21 protein-coding genes and 1 pseudogene are annotated in these 22,018 nt (G+C 40.1%); 21 read left to right on the top strand and 1 reads right to left on the bottom strand.

The genetic code is table 11. From position 1 onward, the window contains the following. The first annotated feature begins 3 nt into the window (after nt 1-3). The 21 genes from H7992_RS18955 (at nt 4) to H7992_RS18855 (ending at nt 20,486) form a co-directional block, all read left to right on the top strand. The gene (locus H7992_RS18955; RefSeq protein ID WP_187045587.1) at nt 4-1,257 is read left to right on the top strand and encodes an EAL and HDOD domain-containing protein; all 1,254 of its coding nucleotides are present in this window, start codon (nt 4-6) and stop codon (nt 1,255-1,257) included. A gap of 475 nt (nt 1,258-1,732) precedes the next feature. Further along, nucleotides 1,733-2,581, top strand: coding sequence for a DegV family protein (locus H7992_RS18950; protein ID WP_187045586.1), 849 nt, complete (start codon nt 1,733-1,735; stop codon nt 2,579-2,581). Nucleotides 2,582-2,606: 25 nt separating this feature from the next. Continuing rightward, the gene (locus tag H7992_RS18945; RefSeq protein ID WP_187045585.1) at nt 2,607-3,989 is read left to right on the top strand and encodes an ATP-dependent helicase ComFA; all 1,383 of its coding nucleotides are present in this window, start codon (nt 2,607-2,609) and stop codon (nt 3,987-3,989) included. Further along, nucleotides 3,986-4,594, top strand: a complete 609-nt coding sequence (locus H7992_RS18940) for a ComF family protein (RefSeq protein ID WP_187045584.1) — start codon at nt 3,986-3,988, stop codon at nt 4,592-4,594. Before H7992_RS18945 ends, H7992_RS18940 begins: the two co-directional genes overlap by 4 nt. A 20-nt stretch (nt 4,595-4,614) precedes the next feature. After that, entirely contained in the window at nt 4,615-5,031 is a 417-nt protein-coding gene (locus H7992_RS18935; protein ID WP_187045583.1) for a TIGR03826 family flagellar region protein, read from the top strand. Between the two features lie 132 nt (nt 5,032-5,163). Further along, nucleotides 5,164-5,427: a flagellar biosynthesis anti-sigma factor FlgM gene (gene flgM, locus H7992_RS18930; protein WP_187045582.1), complete on the top strand. Its 264-nt coding sequence runs from the start codon at nt 5,164-5,166 to the stop codon at nt 5,425-5,427. Nucleotides 5,428-5,457: 30 nt separating this feature from the next. Then, a complete protein-coding gene (locus tag H7992_RS18925; protein WP_187045581.1) occupies nt 5,458-5,955 on the top strand; it encodes a flagellar protein FlgN in 498 nt (165 codons plus the stop codon). A 12-nt stretch (nt 5,956-5,967) separates the two neighbouring features. Next, nucleotides 5,968-7,506, top strand: a complete 1,539-nt coding sequence (flgK, locus tag H7992_RS18920; protein WP_370569907.1) for a flagellar hook-associated protein FlgK — start codon at nt 5,968-5,970, stop codon at nt 7,504-7,506. An 18-nt stretch (nt 7,507-7,524) separates the two neighbouring features. Continuing rightward, nucleotides 7,525-8,421, top strand: a complete 897-nt coding sequence (gene flgL / locus H7992_RS18915; RefSeq protein WP_187045580.1) for a flagellar hook-associated protein FlgL — start codon at nt 7,525-7,527, stop codon at nt 8,419-8,421. Between the two features lie 158 nt (nt 8,422-8,579). Further along, nucleotides 8,580-9,134 carry a DUF6470 family protein gene (locus H7992_RS18910; RefSeq protein ID WP_187045579.1) on the top strand — a complete coding sequence of 185 codons (555 nt, stop codon included), beginning with the start codon at nt 8,580-8,582 and terminating at the stop codon, nt 9,132-9,134. A 208-nt stretch (nt 9,135-9,342) separates the two neighbouring features. Continuing rightward, nucleotides 9,343-9,792, top strand: coding sequence for a flagellar assembly protein FliW (gene fliW / locus H7992_RS18905; protein ID WP_187045578.1), 450 nt, complete (start codon nt 9,343-9,345; stop codon nt 9,790-9,792). Between the two features lie 3 nt (nt 9,793-9,795). Next, nucleotides 9,796-10,017 carry a carbon storage regulator CsrA gene (csrA, locus tag H7992_RS18900; protein WP_187045577.1) on the top strand — a complete coding sequence of 74 codons (222 nt, stop codon included), beginning with the start codon at nt 9,796-9,798 and terminating at the stop codon, nt 10,015-10,017. A 273-nt stretch (nt 10,018-10,290) separates the two neighbouring features. Further along, nucleotides 10,291-11,598 carry a flagellin N-terminal helical domain-containing protein gene (locus H7992_RS18895; RefSeq protein ID WP_187045576.1) on the top strand — a complete coding sequence of 436 codons (1,308 nt, stop codon included), beginning with the start codon at nt 10,291-10,293 and terminating at the stop codon, nt 11,596-11,598. 1,079 nt (nt 11,599-12,677) lie between these two features. After that, on the top strand, nt 12,678-13,280 hold the full coding sequence (locus H7992_RS18890) for a DUF8042 domain-containing protein (protein WP_187045575.1): 603 nt from the start codon (nt 12,678-12,680) through the stop codon (nt 13,278-13,280). A 19-nt stretch (nt 13,281-13,299) separates the two neighbouring features. Continuing rightward, the gene (locus H7992_RS18885; RefSeq protein ID WP_187045574.1) at nt 13,300-15,132 is read left to right on the top strand and encodes a motility associated factor glycosyltransferase family protein; all 1,833 of its coding nucleotides are present in this window, start codon (nt 13,300-13,302) and stop codon (nt 15,130-15,132) included. 29 nt (nt 15,133-15,161) lie between these two features. Continuing rightward, nucleotides 15,162-16,127: a UDP-N-acetylglucosamine 4,6-dehydratase (inverting) gene (pseB, locus tag H7992_RS18880; protein WP_187045573.1), complete on the top strand. Its 966-nt coding sequence runs from the start codon at nt 15,162-15,164 to the stop codon at nt 16,125-16,127. 46 nt (nt 16,128-16,173) lie between these two features. Then, complete coding sequence (locus H7992_RS18875) at nt 16,174-16,905, top strand: cytidylyltransferase domain-containing protein (protein ID WP_187045572.1); 732 nt, start codon at nt 16,174-16,176, stop codon at nt 16,903-16,905. A 3-nt stretch (nt 16,906-16,908) separates the two neighbouring features. Next, nucleotides 16,909-17,796, top strand: coding sequence for an SDR family oxidoreductase (locus H7992_RS18870; protein ID WP_187045571.1), 888 nt, complete (start codon nt 16,909-16,911; stop codon nt 17,794-17,796). Next, nucleotides 17,783-18,859 (top strand): N-acetylneuraminate synthase family protein, encoded by a 1,077-nt coding sequence (locus H7992_RS18865; protein WP_187045570.1) that lies wholly within the window; start codon nt 17,783-17,785, stop codon nt 18,857-18,859. The genes H7992_RS18870 and H7992_RS18865 overlap by 14 nt, the downstream gene beginning before the upstream one ends. Then, nucleotides 18,856-19,380: a GNAT family N-acetyltransferase gene (locus H7992_RS18860; protein ID WP_187045569.1), complete on the top strand. Its 525-nt coding sequence runs from the start codon at nt 18,856-18,858 to the stop codon at nt 19,378-19,380. Before H7992_RS18865 ends, H7992_RS18860 begins: the two co-directional genes overlap by 4 nt. Before the next feature lie 68 nt (nt 19,381-19,448). Continuing rightward, on the top strand, nt 19,449-20,486 hold the full coding sequence (locus H7992_RS18855; protein WP_187045568.1) for a class I SAM-dependent methyltransferase: 1,038 nt from the start codon (nt 19,449-19,451) through the stop codon (nt 20,484-20,486). Nucleotides 20,487-20,724: 238 nt separating this feature from the next. Here the strand turns inward: H7992_RS18855 and H7992_RS18850 are convergent. Further along, nucleotides 20,725-21,841, bottom strand: a pseudogene (locus tag H7992_RS18850) (IS4 family transposase). Nucleotides 21,842-22,018: the final 177 nt, after the last annotated feature.

Genomic DNA, 22,018 nt, shown 5'->3' with positions numbered 1-22,018 from the left:
TATATGAACGATACAAATATATTCGTTGGCAGACAGCCGATATTGGACCAAAATGGCGACATCTATGGTTATGAACTGCTATATAGAAACAGCCATAAAAACTTTTTCCCGAATGTGAACCCTGAACAAGCGACAATTGGCCTACTCGTTAATACATTCCTAACAATAGGAATCGAGAAAGTAGCGGGGAATAGCTTGTCATTCATCAATTTTACAGGCGAATTACTTGCTCAAGATATTTTTGCAAGCCTTGATCCTGAACAAGTCGTCATCGAAGTTTTGGAAAACGTTGAGATTACCCCCTCACTCCTAACTAAATTGCGGCTGTTGAAAGAAACAGGTTTCAAGATTGCATTAGATGATTTTATCCTTCAGGAACAATATAGTATACATAGTGAATTGTTCAAAATTGTCGATTTCATAAAAGTCGATTACTTAAATACGACACTAACCGAGCGATTAGAAATTGAGAAATACATTAAACAGTATCCCGCTATCATAATGCTTGCCGAAAAAGTTGAAACGGAAGAACAATTCAAGGCGGCAAAAGAATCAGGCTACAAATTGTTTCAAGGTTATTTCTTCTCCAAACCGGAAATTGTCACTGGAATCGAAATCCCTTCGAACGTCAGTCTTCATTTTCAAATAATCGAGCGGCTTCATACTGAGCCGCCGAATATAGATGAAATAACAGAGCTTATCATGCACGACATTTCACTGTCCTATAAATTGCTGAGGCTGATTAACACCCTTGCATTTGGAGCTCCGAAACGGATTAGTTCCATCAAACAAGCGATCGTTCTTATTGGACTGCGTGAAACGAAAAGGTGGGTACAAGTCCTTGCGTTGCGTGAGATAGGGGAAGGACCAGGGAATGGCCGCACACAAGCGCTTGCTGATTACTCGCTGACACGAGCAAAAATGTGCGAACTCCTCGCGAAACATGACGGCAAGGAAAACCCCGAAGAATTTTTCTTTGCAGGCATGTTTTCACTGATTGACGTCATCATGAAGCGTGACTGGGATGCGATCTTGCAACTCATTCCGTTATCTGACGAAGTAGCACTTACAGTAAAAGGGGAGCAGACAGAAATCACGCCGTATCTTCAACTTGCTGAAGCCGTTGAGCGCTTTGACTGGCAACGTATCGAGCAATTGATCACGGAAATGGGAATAACACAAGCAGAATTGAGCAAATGTACGTTAGAAGCACATCGTTGGACACAAAGTTTGCAGTATTCGAATACAACTCCCTGATTTAAGTGTACGAAAGGTGGGGGGATTGACTATGCTGTAGCAAACGCCGCAACAGATGTTTAGCTTAAAGAGTAACCACCTACAATCCTGGCAGGGAGAAGGTGGTTACTTTTTTTGTTGGTGGCATCTTAGTAGTTCCACACGGCCCGCAACCTCTTAAATGCATATATTGAACAATTGAATACCATATAAACTGAGCGAAGGCGCATTAAAAGGGGTAGCCAACCGAACAACGGAGAGTTCGGTTTGTATAATTTCTGCGTTCTTTGAAGAATTTATACAGTTAATGCCAAGAGGCTATTCCATATAGATTAAAGGATACCTCAACTGGCTTAGGGCGGGAGGCATCCCCGAGCGCCAAAGTGGATTCAATGGAATTACATATATATATACGCACTTCATTCCCACCACTCACACTTTCACATTCCCATTTCACCTCAAATTAGGTAGAATGGGGGTAGGAGCTGATCTGACATTGAAAACAGCAATTGTTACGGATAGCACGGCATATTTACCAGCAGCTTTAATGGAAGAATTGGATATTCATATGATTCCACTAGCAGTTACACTTAACGGCATTATTTATGATGAAGAAATTGATATTCGTTCAACCGACTTTTACGATAAAGTACGTGGAGATGGACCGCTACCAAAGACCTCACAGCCGCCAATCGGCAAATTCATTGAACTGTTCGAGTCGTTAAAAGACACATATGACGCAGTCATTTCCATCCATCTATCGAGTGGTATTAGCGGCACATATGCAGGTGCTCAACAAGCCGGCAAGATGGTGGAAGGCATCGAAGTAGCCACATTTGACTCCGAAATCTCCTGTTATTTACAAGGATTTTACGTACTCCGCGCGGCAGAACTTGCCAAAGAAGGAGCGACACCAGACGTAATCATGGCTGAGCTAGATGAAATGAAAAAGACCATGCGCGCTTATTTCATGGTGGACGACCTCACGCATCTGCAACGGGGCGGTAGACTTTCCGCTGCACAAGCGCTGATTGGCGGACTTCTTCAAGTGAAGCCAATCCTCCACTTTCAGGATAAAGTAATCGTCCCGTATGAAAAAATACGCACACGTAAAAAAGCGATGAAACGGATTGTGGACATGCTAGCAGAGGACGCAGCGAAAATGCCACTCGAGGCGGCAATCATTCATGCCAACCGACCAGAAGATGCCGAAGTATGGCACGCGGCACTTTCAGCACAGTGGCCAGACGTCAAATTCACCATCAGCCACTTTGGACCCGTCATCGGCACACATCTTGGGGAAGCATCAATGGGACTAGGTTGGGTGAAACGAAGAACGCTATAAAAGGAACGCATTGGAGGTGTTGCAAATGACCATTACATTCGATCCGTCAGTCAGGGATTTCCTGGCTGGTCGTATTTGGCTTCGCTCGCACACCCCTTTTCCAACTGAAACAATCGACGCACACATCGATTCTGAGTTTATCAAAACCATTCAAGGCATCAAATCAACCAAAGTATTTGCCAATCAAACACGGCACATCTGCAACCGATGTGAAAACGAAACAAAAGCACGCTTCACAACGTTCGACTGCACAAAATGTGAAGGACCTTGCACCTATTGTAGGCATTGCCTAAAAATGGGGCGTGTCTCAACATGCACGGAACTCATCATCTGGAACGCAGAACCACCGACCTATCCGACAGACCACATCATCGCTTGGCAAGGAACACTGACAACGCGCCAACAGCAAGCATCTGACGAACTAACACTAAGTAATACAAAACGTATCCCGCATCTCATTCACGCCGTCTGTGGTTCTGGAAAAACAGAAATCCTGTTCGAACCGATCCACAAACTGCTGATAGCAGGTAACCGCGTTTGCATCGCAGCACCCCGCGTCGACGTAATTCTTGAACTCGAACCACGCCTGCGCGCAGCATTTCCGCAAACTGCAATCGAAGCGTTATACGGCGGCTCGAAGTCAACAACAGAATCCGCACCCCAACTCATTCTCGCAACGACCCATCAGTTATACCGATTCCGTCATGCTTTCGATGCTATATTTGTCGATGAAGCGGATGCCTTTCCCTATACAGCTGAGGAAACATTGAGACGAGCGGTCCGAAAAGCAGCGAAACTCGGAGCACCCATCCATTTCGTCACGGCCACACCATCAGATAAACTCCTAGCAGACATCAAACGAACAGGACAAGTGTCAACGATCGACCGCCGCTACCACGGACACCCATTACCCGTTCCGCGGAGTGAGACATTATGGAATTACACGAAACAGATCCAAAAAGGAAAACTACCCAACAAGCTCGCCAACTGGACAGCAGAGCGACTAAACAGGCAAGAACCGTTCCTCATTTTTTTCCATCACATTGGACTCATGGAACAAGCAGAACCATTATTCCAACAGCTAAACGCACGTATTCACGCGGTCCATGCCTCGCACCCAGACCGAAAACAGCACGTCCAAGCACTGCGTGATAAAGAAGTGCCTGGCCTTCTAACGACTACAATTTTAGAACGCGGCATAACAATCCCGAATGTCCAAGTCGCCGTTGTCGGGGCAGAACAGCTAATATTCAACAAAGGCGCACTTATCCAAATTGGCGGCCGTGTCGGGCGTTCCGCGCAACATCCATCAGGTGATTTCGTCCTCTTTCATCACGGCATCACCTATGCAATGGACGAAGCGAAGAACGAAATCATTCAGTTGAATAAAGGAAGTGTCCGCACATGAACAGTTGCCTGCTCTGTGAAACGCCGATTGCAGAAAAACCGTCCTGGAAAGCACTACTTGCACTCGAACAACAAACAGAAATTTGCCAAGACTGTTCAAAAAAGTTCCAACGTGCCGACATAAAAGAAGAAGAACCTTTTCTGGACCGGCTGACGTCGCTCTATAAATATAACGAAGCGATGCGTGAATACCTTCATCAGTTCAAATTTCTCCAAGATGTCGCACTAGCAAGCGTCTTCGCGAATGAACTGCGTACCCTCTTAAAAGGAAACGCTACAATCGTTCCAATCCCGATGCATCCGGAGAAAAAGATTGTTCGGACATTCGCCCATGTTGATGAACTATTGAAAAGTGCAGGCATCCCGTTTACACACCTGCTCGAAAAAACAGGTACTGACGTGATGGGGGAAAAATCGAAAGCTGAGCGTCTTGCGATGGCGCCCTTATTCACACTTAAACCTGGAACGACAGTACAACCAGGTACTTATATAGTAATTGATGATATTTACACGACCGGCACAACGCTCCGTCATGCGGCGACCGTCTTAAAAGAGGCAGGTGCTACACGTGTCGAAACGGTGACGCTTATCCGTGCCGAACGATGAAACGATTGGAGATGGACTAGATGGCTGAATTACGAGATTGCCCTTCATGCGGCACGATTTTCAACTATACAGGTATACGAGAAGTTTGTGGAAAGTGCGGCGCGAATGAAGAAAAAATGTATGAGGAAGTATTTCGTTTCTTGAGACGACGTGAAAATCGAGCGGCGACAATCGAGCGGATTGTTGAAGTGACGGGCGTAACAGAAACACTTCTTCACCAATGGGTGCGAAAAGGACGACTTCAGCCCGCATTATTTCCGAATCTCGGTTACCCGTGTGATAATTGCGGCAAGCTGACGAATGTAGGGAAATTATGTGTTGGTTGTACAGCGGACATTAAAAATGACCTTAAAACGTTTGAAGCAGCACTCGAATTCAGAGGTACAATCGATGCAAATGACAAAGCAACCTACCACGCGGAGCGTAATCGGAAGTAATGGAGAAATCGGCAGTTTTGAACTGACCGGTTTTTTCGTTCGAAAGGCCCTAAACGTTTATGAATTTATGCCGAAATAAAGAGTAAGATAAAACATATAGCATAAGCTACTAACGAAAGGAGCGAGACCTTGATGAAAATCGAAAAGTTTACACTCCCAGCCATTAACCCGTACAAAGCCAATCAGCTGAAAGCGGAACAAACAGAGCTAAAAGCAAAAATGAAAACAGATAAACTCGAAATTTCATCCGAAGCAAAACAACTTTCGGAAATGTCGTCATTTACTGTAGCAAGAAATGAACGCGTCCAAGAATTGAAAGCGCAGGTCAAAGCGGGAACGTACGAAGTCAATCCTGAACAGCTTGCTTCCAATTTGACCAAGTACTTCAAACCGTAAAAAACGATTGCTATGAAAGTAGGAAAAAACATGTCTATAACGATCATCCTGGCGTCACTCGACAGCCTTGAAAAACTTCATAGAAGTCTGCTAAGGCTCGCATACGACAAGACCGGGCTCATCAAGAACGGGGACATGGATAAACTCGACCAGCTGCTGAAAGACGAACAGGCTCATTTGGCTGCCATTGTACAAATGGATACCCAAAGACAACTTACCGTATCCCGATATTTAACTGATCAAGGACGATCAGTGTCGCTAAGTCCGACCGTCACCGACCTACTCGACGTCGTACCAGTAGCGGACAGGAAAAGCCTTGAGGAGGCGAGGGACCGTCTCCTGCATGCGATTCATGACCTGAAATGGCAAAATGATTTGAACCAGAAGCTGACCTACCAGTCTCTTCAGTTCGTGAATCTGTCGCTGGACATGGTCCGGCCACGCCCGGAATCAGTCAACTACTCAAAAACCGAAATTAACGGGAGACAAGTATCAAAAAAACAAACAACTTTTGATACAAATGCCTAAGGGGGTAAAATAATGTCTACATTTATGGGACTCGAAACAAGCAAACGCGGCCTATTCACACAACAAACCGCACTTTATACAACGGGGCACAACATCAGTAATGCCAACACTCTCGGCTACTCACGCCAACGTGTTAACATGGAGGCAACAGCTGGCTTTCCAGGCGTCGGTCTAAGTGCCGGCACAATGCCAGGATTCCTTGGAACGGGTGTGCAAGCTAGTTCCATCCAGCGTATCCGAGACGGCTTTGTCGATCAGCAATATAGAGGCGAATCCAACAAGTTGGGCTATTGGGAAACAAGATCTAATGCAATTTCACAAATGGAAGATGTGCTTGCAGAGCCATCTGCATATGGACTTCAAAAAACACTCAGCGAATTCTGGTCATCCTTGCAGGGGCTTGCGACAAATCCGGAAAATGGCGGCGCGCGTGCAGTGGTCGTTCAAAATGGATCTGCAGTGGTAGATTCATTCAACCACATGCACAAATCACTAACTGAAATCAAAACCAACTTAGGCAAGGAAATCGGCTTCTCGTCAAAAGACATCAATTCCATTCTTGAGCAAATCGGAGATCTTAACCGCCAGATCTCCGAAATTGAACCGAACGGCTATATGCCGAACGACTTATATGACGCGCGGGATATGCTGTTGGATGAACTATCGACCTATGTACCGATTGAAACAAGCTACGAGAAATCAGGTGGGCGTGCATTGGCCATAGCTGAGGGCACTGTTACGGTGAAGATTAAAACCAATGGCGAACCGATTACAGTAGTTGCTGGAAAAGACTTTTCGAAGATCACCGTGGATGGGGCAGACATTGAAGGAAATCCAACAGGTCCAATGACAGGCTTCACATTTACAGGTGGTCCGGCAGCTGGAAAAAATATATCTGTAGATAATATGCAGATAGCTGGAAAATTGAAGTCATTAGTCAACTCATTCGGGTATGATAATGGCACTCCCGATGGAAAAGGTCTATATCCTGACATGATTGCCGAGTTGAATAAAATGGCGGAGGCTTTTGCTAAAGAATTCAATGATGTGCATAAGGGTGGAACAGATCTGGAAGGTAAAACAGGTGAAGAGTTTTTCGTTGCAAAAGACGGTGGGATTATCACAGCTGCTAATATCAACGTAAACCAAATCATAATCGATGACCCCAAAAAGGTCGCTGCATCTGATTCCGAGCAAACTGATCCAGTTACACCTGAAGTTGGAAATGGTAAAAATGCTCAAAAACTATCAGATGTTCAATTTAAAGCGATAGATCTTCTGGGTAAATCTACCATTCAAACCTATTTCTCAGGCGTTGTCGGAAAACTAGGTGTTGAAGGACAACAAGCCGTAAAACTTACGTTCAATACTGCAACACTATTAGGTGCTGTCTCAAATCGTCGGGATTCTATCAGTTCAGTCTCGCTTGACGAAGAAATGACCGACATGATCAGATTCCAGCAGGCCTATAACGCTTCCGCAAGAATGATTACTGTTGTCGATGAAACACTCGACAAAATCATTAACGGAATGGGCATTGCAGGTAGATAAGAAAGGGGAACCAATTAAATGCGCATAACACAATCAATGCTATCCAATAATATGCTCCGCAACCTGTCATCGAGCTACAATAAAATGGGTAAACTTCAGGAACAGTTGTCTTCTGGAAAAAAAGTGAATCGTCCATCCGACGATCCAGTCGTCGTCATGAAAGGCATGGGCTATCGCATGCAAGTGGACAAAGTCGCCCAGTATCAGAAAAATCTTGGCGAAGTGAATAACTGGCTCGACAGCTCCGATGATGCCTTGGATAATGTAGGACAAGCATTACACCGTGCTAAAGAACTAGTTACGAATGCAGCGAATACGGGTGCAATGACTCCAGAAGATCGGGATAAAATCAAAATTGAGCTCAATCAATTACGAGAGCAGATTCAGGACCTTGCGAATACAAAAGTAGGAGATAAATATATCTTTAGCGGAACGATGACAGATACTCCACTACATGGAGAATTTGGCTACCCCCCCTTAAGTACAGATACTCCTCCCGCCGATAAAACTGCATTTGAAAATTCAGTTGAGATTGAAGTGTTTGATGGAGTGAACTTGAAAGTTAATGCAAATGCAGCTGCTTTATTTAAAGGGATTGACGACGTATTTAAAGGGATTTCAGAGAATGTTGATGATACTTATAATTTTGGAGCAGCCATTAAAGAAATCGAAACACAATTGGATGCTGTACTCACGAGCCGTGCCGATATTGGCGCACGTTCCAACCGTGCGGAACTAATGCACAACCGTCTCGAAATGCAAGAAGGCGCAGCCAAAAAACAACAATCGGAAAACGAAGACATCGACTACGAAAAAGTCATCACCGAAATGCTTACACAAGAAGCAATTCACAATGCAGCACTCTCAGTAGGCGCACGCATTATCCAGCCATCACTAGTAGACTTCCTTCGTTAAATCCAAGGATAAGCTGGTGCCAGTTTATGTCCGGTCTTAGTGACTGCTACGATTTGTGGTTTTTAAATTGTGGTAGCAACTGGCACTGCTATAAGTTGAATAAAATCCCGGAAAGCGTTTGGACAACCTCCAAACGCTTTCTTTAGAAGGTGACATTAGTGAACATTCCACAATTACAAATCCAAACAACAAAAGGTATCCTCGGTCTTCAAATCACAAAACCGACCCAAGAAATTCAGCAACCAAGAGCAACACTGTCCCAACAACAACCCGCTGCTATTATAGAAATATCAACAACTAGACCGCAACTCTCACTCGACACAACCGAAGCGCGTGCTGATGTCGATATGAAAAGTGTTTTCAGACGAACCAATGAGTATGCACAAATGGGCAAACAAGCTGCAATGGAGGGCATTGCAAGACGGGCACAAGAAGGACAACAACTAGTGAAAATCGGAAACGGCGGCAACGCGATTGCATCGATAGCTAAACAAAATGCAACCCCACCACCTGCACCAATGGGGATCCGATTCATAGGCAATCGTTCCCAAATCCAAATGTCTATCACACCTGGCACAACAGATATTCAAGCAACACCACAGAAAGCTATCAATGACGTTCAAATTAACAAACCAATCCATAACTACACACAGGGCAAAGTGACTGGAGAAATGGAACAGTGGGCATCTATTCAGATTGATGTGAAATGGTGATATATGAGTTTTTTCTTTTTTATCGGATACCAGGCACTGCCACAATTTGAAAAGCGCAAATGGTGTCAATGACTGGTATCCTGGTGTCCACAATGCATCATAATCTTCCAATACAGTGAAATCGGTTGCCTGGCATATCTCCACAGTGCCAGGCACCTGACTATGTCATACGCTAATTTTACATTCAACCAACAAAGGAGCTAATCCAATGAAAATACAAACTAAATTCCACGGTGAACTTGCAATCCAAGCTGACCAAACATGGAACTTCCCAAAAGGAATACCGGGCTTTGATTCTGAAAAAGAATTTGTCCTTCTTTCAATAGAAGATAACAATATATTTCAAGTTCTCCAATCAACGAACACACCCGATGTCGCTTTCATCGTCGCGAATCCATACACAGTTGTTACTGACTACTCAATCAACGTCGACGAGCCGACAATCGATCTGCTTGATATCAAAACAGAAAGTGATGTCTTCGTGCTCGGCGTTCTCTCTGTGAAAAATCCATTCGAAACTTCAACAATTAATTTACAAGCACCACTCATCTTCCAAACCAAAACAAAAAAAGCAAAACAAATGATCTTAAATGACAACACATTCAACTTGCGACACCCAATCGGTAACCAAGTCACTTCAGCAGAAGGGAAGGCGTAACCAATGCTCGTACTCTCCCGTAAAACAAACGAAACAATTAAAATCGGTGATGACATCGAAATCCGCATACTCGAAGTAAAAGGCGACACTGTCAGAATTGGCATAGAAGCACCAAAGTCCATCGACATCCTTCGGGGGGAGCTCGTACTATCCATTTCAGAATCAAACACAGAGGCAACAGCACTCGACGATACACTCTTTTCACAATTAACAAAGAGAAACTAACCTCTGCCACGAGATGCCAGCATACTGCAACAATTCACGCCCTTCGAATTGTAGCGGTAGCTGGTACCCTTTTCACCTTGTTAGACTGGCTCTCCGCTACAAAGTATAAATTTCTACAAAATTTTTCAAATTCCACTAAACATCCCACAACGCAATCCGATATTACTATTGTAAGCGGCAGTAAAGAGTTCGGCCGGCCCTTTACTCCGTGAGCAACACTAAAATCCGGTTCACAAGGATGTGAACCGAACACAACTCAAGGAGGAAACAATAATGATTATCAATCACAACATCGCAGCATTAAACACACACCGTCAACTAGGTTCAAACAACGTAGCTGCCTCAAAAAACTTGGAAAAACTATCTTCAGGACTTAAAATCAACCGTGCGGGAGACGACGCAGCAGGTCTTGCAATCTCTGAAAAAATGCGTGGTCAAATCCGCGGACTTGATATGGCTTCAAAAAACTCACAAGATTCAATTTCCCTAATTCAAACGGCTGAGGGTGCGCTTAACGAAACACACTCAATTCTTCAACGTATGCGTGAACTTGCAGTACAGTCTGCAAACGATACAAATACTGGTGGCGACCGTGGAGAAATCCAAAAAGAAATGGATCAATTAGGAAAAGAAATTGATCGTATTTCACAAACTACACAATTCAACACAAAAAACCTTCTTGATGGTTCAATGGGTAAAGGTGTAGATGCAGCTGTTGCAAATGTAAATACTAATAAAGCAATTGGTGGTGCGGTAACCGTGATATCTGGTACTGCTGATACTGGTAGTGTTGGTTCTGGTAACTTTGTACCAGGTACCCCAGATACAACAACTACTGCTGATCTAGCAGCAGGTACAAATCTTGCTGATCTAACTGATGCAAATGGTAATAAACTTGGAATTAAAGCAGGAGATACAATTAGTATCACTTATGTACAAGGCGGAGAAACAAAAACTGCAAATGTTTCTGGTGGTCAGACTCTTGGTGATCTTGTAACGGCAATTGGAGGGTCAGGCACTTACGGCGCAGGTAGTTTAGATCTGAAATCAGCGGCAGCAGGATTTGAAGATGCAGTTAATGGTCTAACAATAACAGTCACTGATTCAAAAGGGGACGTTAGAACATCTGCTACAAATGCTCTCTCTAGCTTCAGTGAAACAACTGTAGCAGAAAATGCACGTGCAGATGGACAAGCAACATTCCATATCGGTGCCAATACGAACCAAAGTATCCAACTTTCAATTGAAAATATGGGTGCTTCTGCACTTGGTGTACAGGATTTGAAAGTTGGAAACCAAGGTCAAGCAAACGTTGCAATGAAAGTTCTTGACGATGCACTTGCAAAAGTATCTTCTGAGCGTTCAAAACTTGGAGCTACACAGAACCGTCTAGAGCATACAATCAATAACCTTAACACTTCTTCTGAAAACTTGACTGCAGCTGAGTCACGTATCAGAGATGTCGATATGGCGAAAGAAATGATGTCGTTCACTAAGAACAACATTCTTACTCAAGCAGCACAAGCAATGTTGGCTCAATCGAATCAAATGCCACAAGGTGTCTTACAACTCCTTCGGTAATCGATTCAAGGGCGTCTTACTTGGTAACGAGTAAGAGTACAACTGGGTGAATTGCTGGAACTTCCTTAAGTTCACTTTCCTACAACGCAGCTGGAAACGGCAAACGTGAATGGCTGAAAAAAAGTGGAATTGGATAATCAGCAGCGAAGCTCCTGTGGGGAAACCCTGGAGAACGTTCAACGACTAGGATATACCGTCTAACGCATAACGTCATGACGATGAAATCCGTAGGGCAGACAACATCGCCCGAAGCGCCCAGCCCCTACAAGGCAACTTGAGGGTGAAGATATAGTCTATTCTATGATCGAAAGACATAGCGGCAAAGCAAGCCAACCAACAACCACAAGGTGTTTTACAACTCCTTCGTTAATTGTATAATAACGAAAACACGGTCCGCGAAAGCGGCCGTGTTTTTATTATGCGATAAATTTAACTGATTCTTTCCGAATTTCACTCCACTTATAAACGATAGACCAATAACTTCTATTCAATAAACTAACGGCAATATAAACTGTGTATTCTAATTATTCGTGTTTAATAAGCAATTCAATTTCATCATCTAAATATCCCTTACTCCGTTCAAAAGAACTTGTTATTACTTCGTATTCTGGATATTTTGATGAGTATTTGATTAGCTCTATTGGAAAGCGGTAATTCCATTGATTCTTATAAAACATGGACGGCATGTAAGAATAACAGGTCGAATCACATGTAGAAAATTAAAAATTTCTTCTACGATTGTCGTTTTTAAAACATAGCCAAATCCGTCATCTCACTTACTTAAAGCCAAATTCACATTAAGTGTTTGATAATATGATCTCTTAAGTAGATTGTTGTTTGTTTTACGATTTATTGAATCGCTTGGTTTAGTAATCATTTTTTTATCATCGATTCATGCAGCCATTGAGGCAAAACGTGAAGGAAATTACCATTCACTATCTCCTAGCGTTACGAATATCCATTCGTATTAAACCAACAAACAAATACGGAATCCCATTTGAATAACCTATTTACTAACCGATATAAAGAGTATGAACATGATATAATTAACTCAAATAGATTATTGGAGGAATGTGGCTGTGGAACTAGTATTTCAAGAGCAGCAAATAGAATTTAGTGAAATTCCATCTTCAGACGAAGTATTTACAAAAATCAATGACTTACTTGACCGAAATTATTACTTTAGCCATTTCATTGCAGATGGAACAGAAATTTATGAAGATCATGAAGCATATTTAAACGTTAATCTTGATCGAATTGAAAAAATAGAAATCATTGCAAAGACTGAGAAAGAGTTCATGAATGACATTTTTCTTTCGGCAGAGGATTATTTGAAACGTGCGAAACCAGAGTTGGCTGCACTTACAGATGGATTTTATTCTAACCCTACAGCTGAAACCCATACTAGCTTTAGTCAACTAATGGATGGACTCCAGTGGCTTGATGAAATGTTGACACTTATTGCGGTTAGTAGCGAACGTCCGCCAAATGGGGAAGTGTATGAAGAACTTATGCAAACATTACAAACACAAATTGCTCAACTCGGTGTAGCCGTGGAAAATAGTGACAACATCCTCATTGCGGACATTATTCAATATGAACTGATCCCGATATTCAAAAAACTGGAAACAATCATTGGAGAATCTATTGATATGGTGGGGACTCGCCATGATCTTAGTTGACAACAGGAACATTCTCCGAATGAAAGACCGTGATCTCTTAAATACACTAACCACAATAGAGAACAGTTACCCGACTGGTAACGTCATTGTGGAACCAGCGAAAACTGGGGTTCCGACACTAAAAATAGCCGTTGAAGGCAGAACGCAATATGTTCACAGTAAATATGATCCAGAAAAAGATGCAGAGCGCTTCGTTAGAAAATTCGAAAACGGGACGTATAAGCATGTCCTTTTCGTTGGAGCGGGGCTTGGTTATCATATTAAGAAGTTCATGGCGGTACATCCTAATACCAAGTTCTCAATTTATGAACCGGATGAAGAGGTGTTATTTACTTACTTAAAACACGAAAAACTTGACGCATTGCCGGCTCAAAACTTAGCACAGATATTCACAGGAACTGATACTGATAATATCACATATAAGATGCAACAGCTTCTACAATCGTCTAATGGAATACTCCAGATCATTACACTGCCAATATATGAAAGAATATACGGCGCTCAAATTGGCACTGTTATGAAGGAAACGCTTGAAACACTTAAAGGTAAAAGATATTCACTTGCAACAAATTACACTTTCCAAGAACGTTGGACAATTAATTCAATCAAAAACTTTCCAACAGTCTTAAAATCACCGAATATTTTACATGACATCGATAAAACTGCTTTCGAAGGAAAACCAGCAATCATAGTTGCAGCCGGGCCTTCGTTAAATCTAGAATTCGAGCATTTACGATACATAAAAGACAATGGGCTTGCTTATATCTTCTCAGTTGGATCGGCGATTAATGCGCTGATTGAGCATGGGATTTATCCAGATGCGGCTTGTACGTATGACCCAACGGAACGTAACCAATTAGTTATACAGCGAATAAAAGACGAAAAAATCACGGAAATACCCCTTGTATTTGGAAGTTCCGTAGGGTTTGAGACATTGGAAGATTACCCTGGAAAAATGCTTCATATGATTACTAGCCAAGATACGATTGCTCCACAATTACTTGATACTAAACAAGCAATTGGCATAGTAATGGATGCACCTTCAATAGCCGTAGTTACATTCCAATTGCTTAATAAGTTGCAGTTTAATCCAATAGTATTAGTAGGACAAAACTTAGGGTTTCAAGATAATAAGCGGTATGCAGCAGGAATCGACTATGACTTTGTTGAGAATGAATTGAGTGAAGATGAAAAAAAAGAAACTCTTACAGTAAAAGATGTATATGGTAATGGCATACAAACGAATGATAGCTATAACAGAATGCGTCAGCAATTAGAACTTCATATTGGAGTGGCAATTGGAAGAGAAGTTATTAATACAACAATTGGCGGTGCACATATTGAAGGGACTAAATTTATCCCTATGGGTGAATTAATTTCAAATAAGTTTACATCCAAGGTTGTATATCAGGGATGGGTTGATAAATCAAATGGCTATGATATTGAAGTTACTAGAAATAAATTACGAATGATTTCACTTTCCGAGAAAGAGTGTAGAGGGGTTTGGGAAAATTCATTTAATCAATTAAAGCGAATTAATACCGCCATTCAGCTGCGTCAATCAAAGAATATGGAAAATCACTTTACAGAGTTTGATAGAGAATTCGATAAACTGAAACAGAATAGTTTCTATAAAAATTTCTTGGAGCCGATGGTAAGAGTGCAATATGGTATTCTGTCCGAAGAAAGTCAACGTGTTCGTTTTGAAAAAGATGGGTTGAAAAAGGCAAAAGTCATAGTTCATGCATTTACTTCATTTCTAATATCTGTCTTTAAACAACTTGAATTTGTTCGACCTTATTTTGAAGAAATGATAGAGCGAATAGAAGAAATGAAAGTGGAAATTGAATAAAAAAATCAGAAGAAGCGTGGGGGGAAATCATGTTAAAAGGTAAGACAGTACTAGTAACTGGCGGTACAGGCTCATTCGGCAAGAAATTTATCAAACGAATACTACAAGACGATGTGAAAAAAGTGATTGTCTTCAGCCGTGATGAATTGAAACAGTATGAAATGGCACAAGAATTTACCGATGCTAGAATGCGTTTCTTCATTGGTGATGTCCGAGATAAAGACCGCCTATATCGTGCATTTGATGGTGTAGATATCGTCATCCATGCAGCCGCGATGAAACATGTAGGTGCATGTGAATACAACCCGTTTGAAGCGGTGAAAACGAATATTAATGGTGCTCAGAATATTATTGAAGCCGCTATAGACCGTGGTGTTGAAAAAGTGATTGCCCTTAGTACGGATAAGGCAGCGAGTCCGGTTAACCTATACGGTGCAACTAAGCTAGTATCAGACAAACTATTTGTCGCTGCAAACTCATACGTTGGTGAAAAACCAACCCGATTTTCAGTTGTCCGATATGGCAATGTAGTTGGAAGCCGCGGTAGCGTTGTGCCGTTCTTTAAAAAAGTGAAAGAAACAGGACGGGTACCAATAACCGACGAACGTATGACTCGTTTTTGGATTACGCTTGAACATGGTGTTCAGTTTGTTATTGATAACCTTGAAAGAATGCGTGGCGGCGAGGTTTTCGTTCCTAAAATACCAAGTATGAATGTGATGGATCTTGCAAAAGCAATTGCTCCGGAATGTGAGATTGAAATTGTCGGTATTCGTCCTGGAGAGAAGTTGCATGAGGCGATGATTATGGTAGATGATGCGCGGCATACGAAAGAATTTGATACATATTATGTCATTCAACCAGAGTTTCCTTGGTGGTCGGAAGCATATGTAGAAAGTGGTAAGTCTCTTCCAGAAGGATTTAAGTATACGAGTGATGCGAATACGGAATGGTTAACGATAGAGGAGTTACGGAGTTTGGTGGAAGGAATATAGGTTACCTATATTCCTTTTTAGAAATTAATAAAGGAAGCTGACTATAATGAAAGTAACAGCTATTATTCAAGCAAGGATGACTTCTACACGCCTTCCGGGAAAAGTATTGAAGAAAGTGTTGAATAAATCACTTCTTGAATATCAGCTCGAGCGTGTTGCCTGTTCAAAGTTAATTGATGAAATTATTGTAGCGACAACATTAAATGAAAGTGATGACGCTATTGTTGAACTATGCAAGAAACTTGGGGTTTCAATCTATCGCGGTTCAGAGGTAGATGTATTGTCACGTTATTATGAAGCTTCGAAGCAATACAATACAGATATTGTCGTAAGGTTGACATCCGATTGTCCTCTAATTGAACCAAAAGTAATTGATCAGGTTATTCAAATGTACCTAAAACAGAAGTTTGATTATGTATCTAATACGCAATTGAAAACCTTTCCAAGAGGCATGGATACAGAGGTGTTTTCATCTGAACTTTTAGAATCGGCCTACTATAATGGTATAAAAGATTATGAAAGAGAGCATGTAACACCGTATTTTTATTTAAATAAAAATCAGTATTCAATTGGGCAATTGATAGATGAAGAGGATAATAGTAATTACCGATTAACTGTAGATACAGCAGAAGACTTAGAATTGATTACAATAATATTGGAAAAACTTTATCCCGAAAATAAAGAGTTTAATCTTGATGAAATAATAAAGACATTAAAAGAAAATCCAAAACTCGTTGCTATTAATGGGCATATTGAACAAAAAGAGTTAGGTGAATAGACAATGAAAGTATTATTGGTCGGTTCTACTGGAATGCTAGGTCAGCAATTATATAAAAAAATGATTGAAGGAGGTATTGAAGTTGTAACCGTAGCTCGGTCTAATAGCATGTATCAAATTGATTTATTTGCTGATGAGGGCAAACTGATTGGGATCATCAAAGCTGAAAGACCGGATGTTGTTATCAATTCAGCCGCATTAATTAATTTAAAGGAATGCGAAGAGAATCCAGGCAAAGCGTATGCAATAAACGCAAGAATCCCTGGACTAATCGGATTAGCTTGCCGTGAAATAAATAGCTACTTCGTTCAAATATCTACAGATCATTACTATTCCAATGACGGAAAAAAATTACACAACGAGAGAGATAAGATTATATTATTGAATGAGTATGCGAGAACAAAATATGCGGGGGAATGTTTTGCACTAACAAATAATAAGTCACTTGTTATTAGGACGAATATAGTTGGTTTTAGAAATAAAAAAAATGAACCAACTTTTATTGAATGGGCAGTTAGTTCACTACAGGCTCATGAAGAAATTACTGGTTTTGATGATTTTTATACGTCAAGTATTGATGTAGAAACTTTCTCTGACATATTAATAGGGCTCATTGATGAAAGAATTACGGGTGTCATCAATGTTGCTGCGGCAGATGTTGTATCAAAATTTGACTTTATTTATGAAATTGCTAAGAAGTTAGGGAAAGAGCAATATGTTTTGAAGGGGAAGACTAATCAGTTTCAAGGAATTAAAAGGGCTGAATCCCTTGGTTTAGATACGACTAAATTAAAGGGAATATTAAAGAATCAAGAAGTTCCTATTACCAAGCAAGTAGTGGACAGATTGATTGAAAAATATGAAGAAGGTGCATTTTATGAAATACGATAGCGAAATAAATATCGGAAAGAGAAAAATTTCAATTAGTAGTCCTACTTATTTTATTGCAGATATTGCTTCCAATCATGATGGAGATTTAGGAAAAGCAAAAGAGTTAATTTGGCATTCAAAAGAATTTGGGGCAGATGCTGTGAAATTTCAACACTTTAAAGCCGATAAAATTGTGAGTGATTTAGGGTTTAGACAATTGGATAGCCAAGGCAGCCATCAATCTAACTGGGATAAAAGTGTTTACGATGTATTTAAACAATATGAGTTTAACAGAAGTTGGAATTTGGAACTGATTGAAGAAGCCAAAAAAGCAGAAATTGAATTTTTTACAACACCATACGATTTTGAAGCAGTTGATGAAATAAATAACTATTTACCAGCTTATAAAATTGGTTCAGGTGATATTACGTGGATCGATTTTATTGAATTTATTGCGAAGAAAAATAAGCCGACATTGGTTGCTACTGGTGCATCAGATTTTACTGATGTAAAAAGGGCAGTGGAGAGTATTCTAAAATATAATCAACAAATTGTACTCATGCAATGCAATACAAACTACACAGGTAGCTTAGAGAACTTTAAGCATATTAATTTAAACGTTTTAAAGACGTATGCAACAATGTATCCGAATATGATACTCGGATTATCTGATCATACACCTGGGCATGCAACAGTTTTAGGCTCGGTTGCTTTAGGTGCACGTGTAATTGAAAAGCATTTCACTGACGATAATGATCGTATAGGACCAGACCATCCATTTTCGATGAATCCGGTTACTTGGAGAGAAATGGTGGAAAGAACTAGGGAATTAGAATTTGCACTCGGCGATGGTGTTAAAGTAGTTGAACAAAATGAGATAGAAACAGTTATTGTTCAAAGAAGAGGGGTTTATTTGAAGAATAGCCTAAATAAAGGACAAATACTAAAGTCAGAGGACATAGAGTTTTTGCGTCCTGCTTTTGAAAATGGATATTTTCCTTATGAAGCAGAATTGGTAGTAGGTTCGATATTGAAAGAGGCTAAATTAGCTGGTGACATGCTCTGTAAGGGGGATCTCAAATGATTAAAGGGGATTATATTGGATTACGAGCAATTGAAAAAAAGGATTTAAATAAATTGTTAGAGTGGCGTAATAAACCTGAGTTTCGTCTTTTTTTTAGGGAATATAGAGAACTTGGAACGGACAATCAGCTTCAATGGTATGAGAAGTTTGTATTAAATGATCCGAATACAAAAATGTTCGCTATTGTTGAATTGAAAACAAATGAACTCATAGGTGCTTGTGGTCTTTGTTATATTGATTGGGTTAATCGAAATGCTGATTTTTCTATTTATATAGGGAAAGATGATTTATATATAGATGGTATTTATGCAATTGATGCAGCCAAGGTGATGGAGAAGTATGGGTTTGAAGAATTGAATCTACATCGACTATGGGCTGAAATATATTCAATTGATGAAAAGAAAATTAAGTTCTTCAAAGAACTACAATTTGTAAAAGAGGGACAGTTTAAAGAGACACTTTGGACACGGGGACGTTGGGTGGATTCGTTGTTCTATGGGAAGCTGAATAGAAATGTCTGAAGTAAAGGTATAAGTAGGTTTGATTTTTTTAGGTAATACTAATTGAGCATATTAGGAGACTTGGTTAAATGATAAAAAGATATGGAAAGTCTTTGCATGATATTCATGAAATAAAACAAAACTTTATTGATCAAAATGATGATTTTTTAAAAGAAAACTTGTTGTTAGCAAACGTGGCCCGTCAACAGCCTAAACGGGAAAATTGTAAAAATTGTCATGAACAGTTAAAGGATGCTTCTCTTTTTATAAAACATGATATTAATTACTTTCTTTGTGAAAACTGTAATCATCTAAATGGTGAATTTGAAGATACTCCTGATTTTGCAAAGGCTGTCTATGTTGATGAAATAACATCTTATTCGAAAAACTATTCCGCTGAAGATGAACAAAAATGGAATGAGAGAGTTCAAAAAATATATGACCCAAAGGCAGAATTTTTGTTAAGCTGTTTAATTGAAGAGAAAAGTCCAATAGATATGTCAGTTTTAGATGTTGGGGCTGGGTCCGGTTACTTTATAAAAGCATTAATGAATCATGAATTTAAATCTGTTCAGGGTTATGAAGTATCAGACACACAGTCAAGCTTTGCGAATGAAATGCTTCAAGAGAATAAGGTGAGAAGAATTGAAATTGATGGTTTAGTAGATAGGATATCTAATACGGATTCTGAAGTAGTATCGATGATAGGTGTTTTAGAGCATTTGACGAACCCACGAGAAATATTAAATACAATATCTAAGAATCCTAGTATAAAGTATACCTATTTATCATTACCCCTTTTTTCATTTTCAGTTCTGTTTGAAATAATAAATGAGAAATATTTTAATAGACATCTTTCTGGAGGGCATACACATTTATATACAAATGAGTCTATCGAATATTTCTGTAAAGAGTTCAATTTTGAAATCATTGGGAAATGGTTTTTTGGAATAGATGCGATGGATTTATTCAGATTTAGTTTATTAAAAATGAATGAAAATAAAATGAACTCATTGGCTTCTGAATACTTCCAAGAAAAGTTTTTATCTGTAATCGATGATGTCCAACTAAGTTTTGATAAAGCGGAATTTTCATCTGAAGTTCATATAGTATTGAAAAATCGATAAAAATAAACTATGTAATTAATGTCTTCATATCAGAGGTTGATATGAATATGAATGGTTTTTTATTTAAATGAATTATGTATAAAGGAATTATCACTAGTGTTGCATAAATGATTACTAAAATTTCAGTCAGTGAATTTATACTTTTTTTGCGAAAAAGATAAATCCCTTAATAGAGGTAACGCTGTCCATTTGGTGGTTTATACAGAAAGGCAGAAGAGTCAAGCAAACAGAGTATTGGTTACGGGACGTTGGTGTTCTCGAAACGCCGTATCCAATGCCGTGCCTCTTTCCATAGTGTTGCTTTCAGCCATCGTTTAATTTGAAGAAGCGTCTTTTTACTAAACGTTTCGTTTTGAGCCAAAACTGTCAAGCAGTACGTAATGAGCGCAAGATAAATCTGGTTTTTCACGGCATTTTCACTCATACCGTAGAAATGTTTAATCTTCACGTGCTGCTTAATCCATTTGAAAAACAGTTCAATTGCCCAACGTGAACGATAGATTTCGCTGATATCATCCGCTGAAAGATCAAATCTATTCGTGATTAAACGCATCTCTTTTCCTCGGCTATCGATAATATCAATGATACGAAAAACGTTCTCTGTGCGATTCGTCGTCAATCCAATGTATACCATTTTGTCGGCCAATACAGGGCTTCCTTCCGGAAGTGTAAATGCTTCTACGACCCGTATAATCGCATTTTTTCTGAGTCTACAAACAAAAAAGAAGCCTTCATCTGTGAAGGTATCAAAGCGTTTATAATCTACATATCCACGGTCGAAGGCATACATGGCTTCTTTATCATCGACAAGAACTTCAAGTTGCCCACGGTCATGTTCCTTGGCATTTGTCATAACCTCCTTATCGGGATGGTGTGAACCATCTTCGTTGAATACGAGGCGTAGATGTAGTTTATAACCCGACTTGGTTTTTCGAAACTCTGCCCACTTAAAGTGATTCAAGTTCAATGGAATCGTTGTGGAATCAATAACTTTCAAAACCATTTTTGTCTTTGGCAGTTGATAACGTGCATTCAATTGGCCGACAAGGTCTAGAAACAGACTGGAGAGAATAGCTGGGTCAACTTCATTGTTTTTTCTAGATAATTGAGAAACACTGATCGAAGAAAAGCCCAAAGTATTTTGCAAGTTCTCGTCAGCAAGCGCAGTCTCCATGGCGTGAAGGCTTTCCTGCCCACTCAAATGAGAATAAAGCATCAACAGCACTAAAGATTGTGTCGTAATTTTTTTTGTATAATGATCCTTGTCTGTGTAAATCGGCAGATTTTCTTAGTTTATCAAAATTAATTGGCCCAACCCATTTACCAAATGAAGTTTTTATTGTATTCTTGTCCAGGCGTGAGTCCTTTTTATTGGATTTGGACAGGAACTACCTGTACCTACCATTATAAAGGACTTTTTCTTTTAGGATCATTATATTTTTGAATATTTTGTGGAATTTTAATTTGCTGTTTTAATCAATGCGACACTAGTAAGGAATTATGTATAAAGGAAAGTTATTCTGCTACGCGAG

Origin of the sequence: Sporosarcina sp. resist, assembly GCF_014302295.1 — a bacterium.
Taxonomy (GTDB): domain Bacteria; phylum Bacillota; class Bacilli; order Bacillales_A; family Planococcaceae; genus Sporosarcina; species Sporosarcina psychrophila.
Note: the sequence above shows the minus strand (reverse complement) of the source record. Positions and strands in the feature narration are given on the sequence as shown.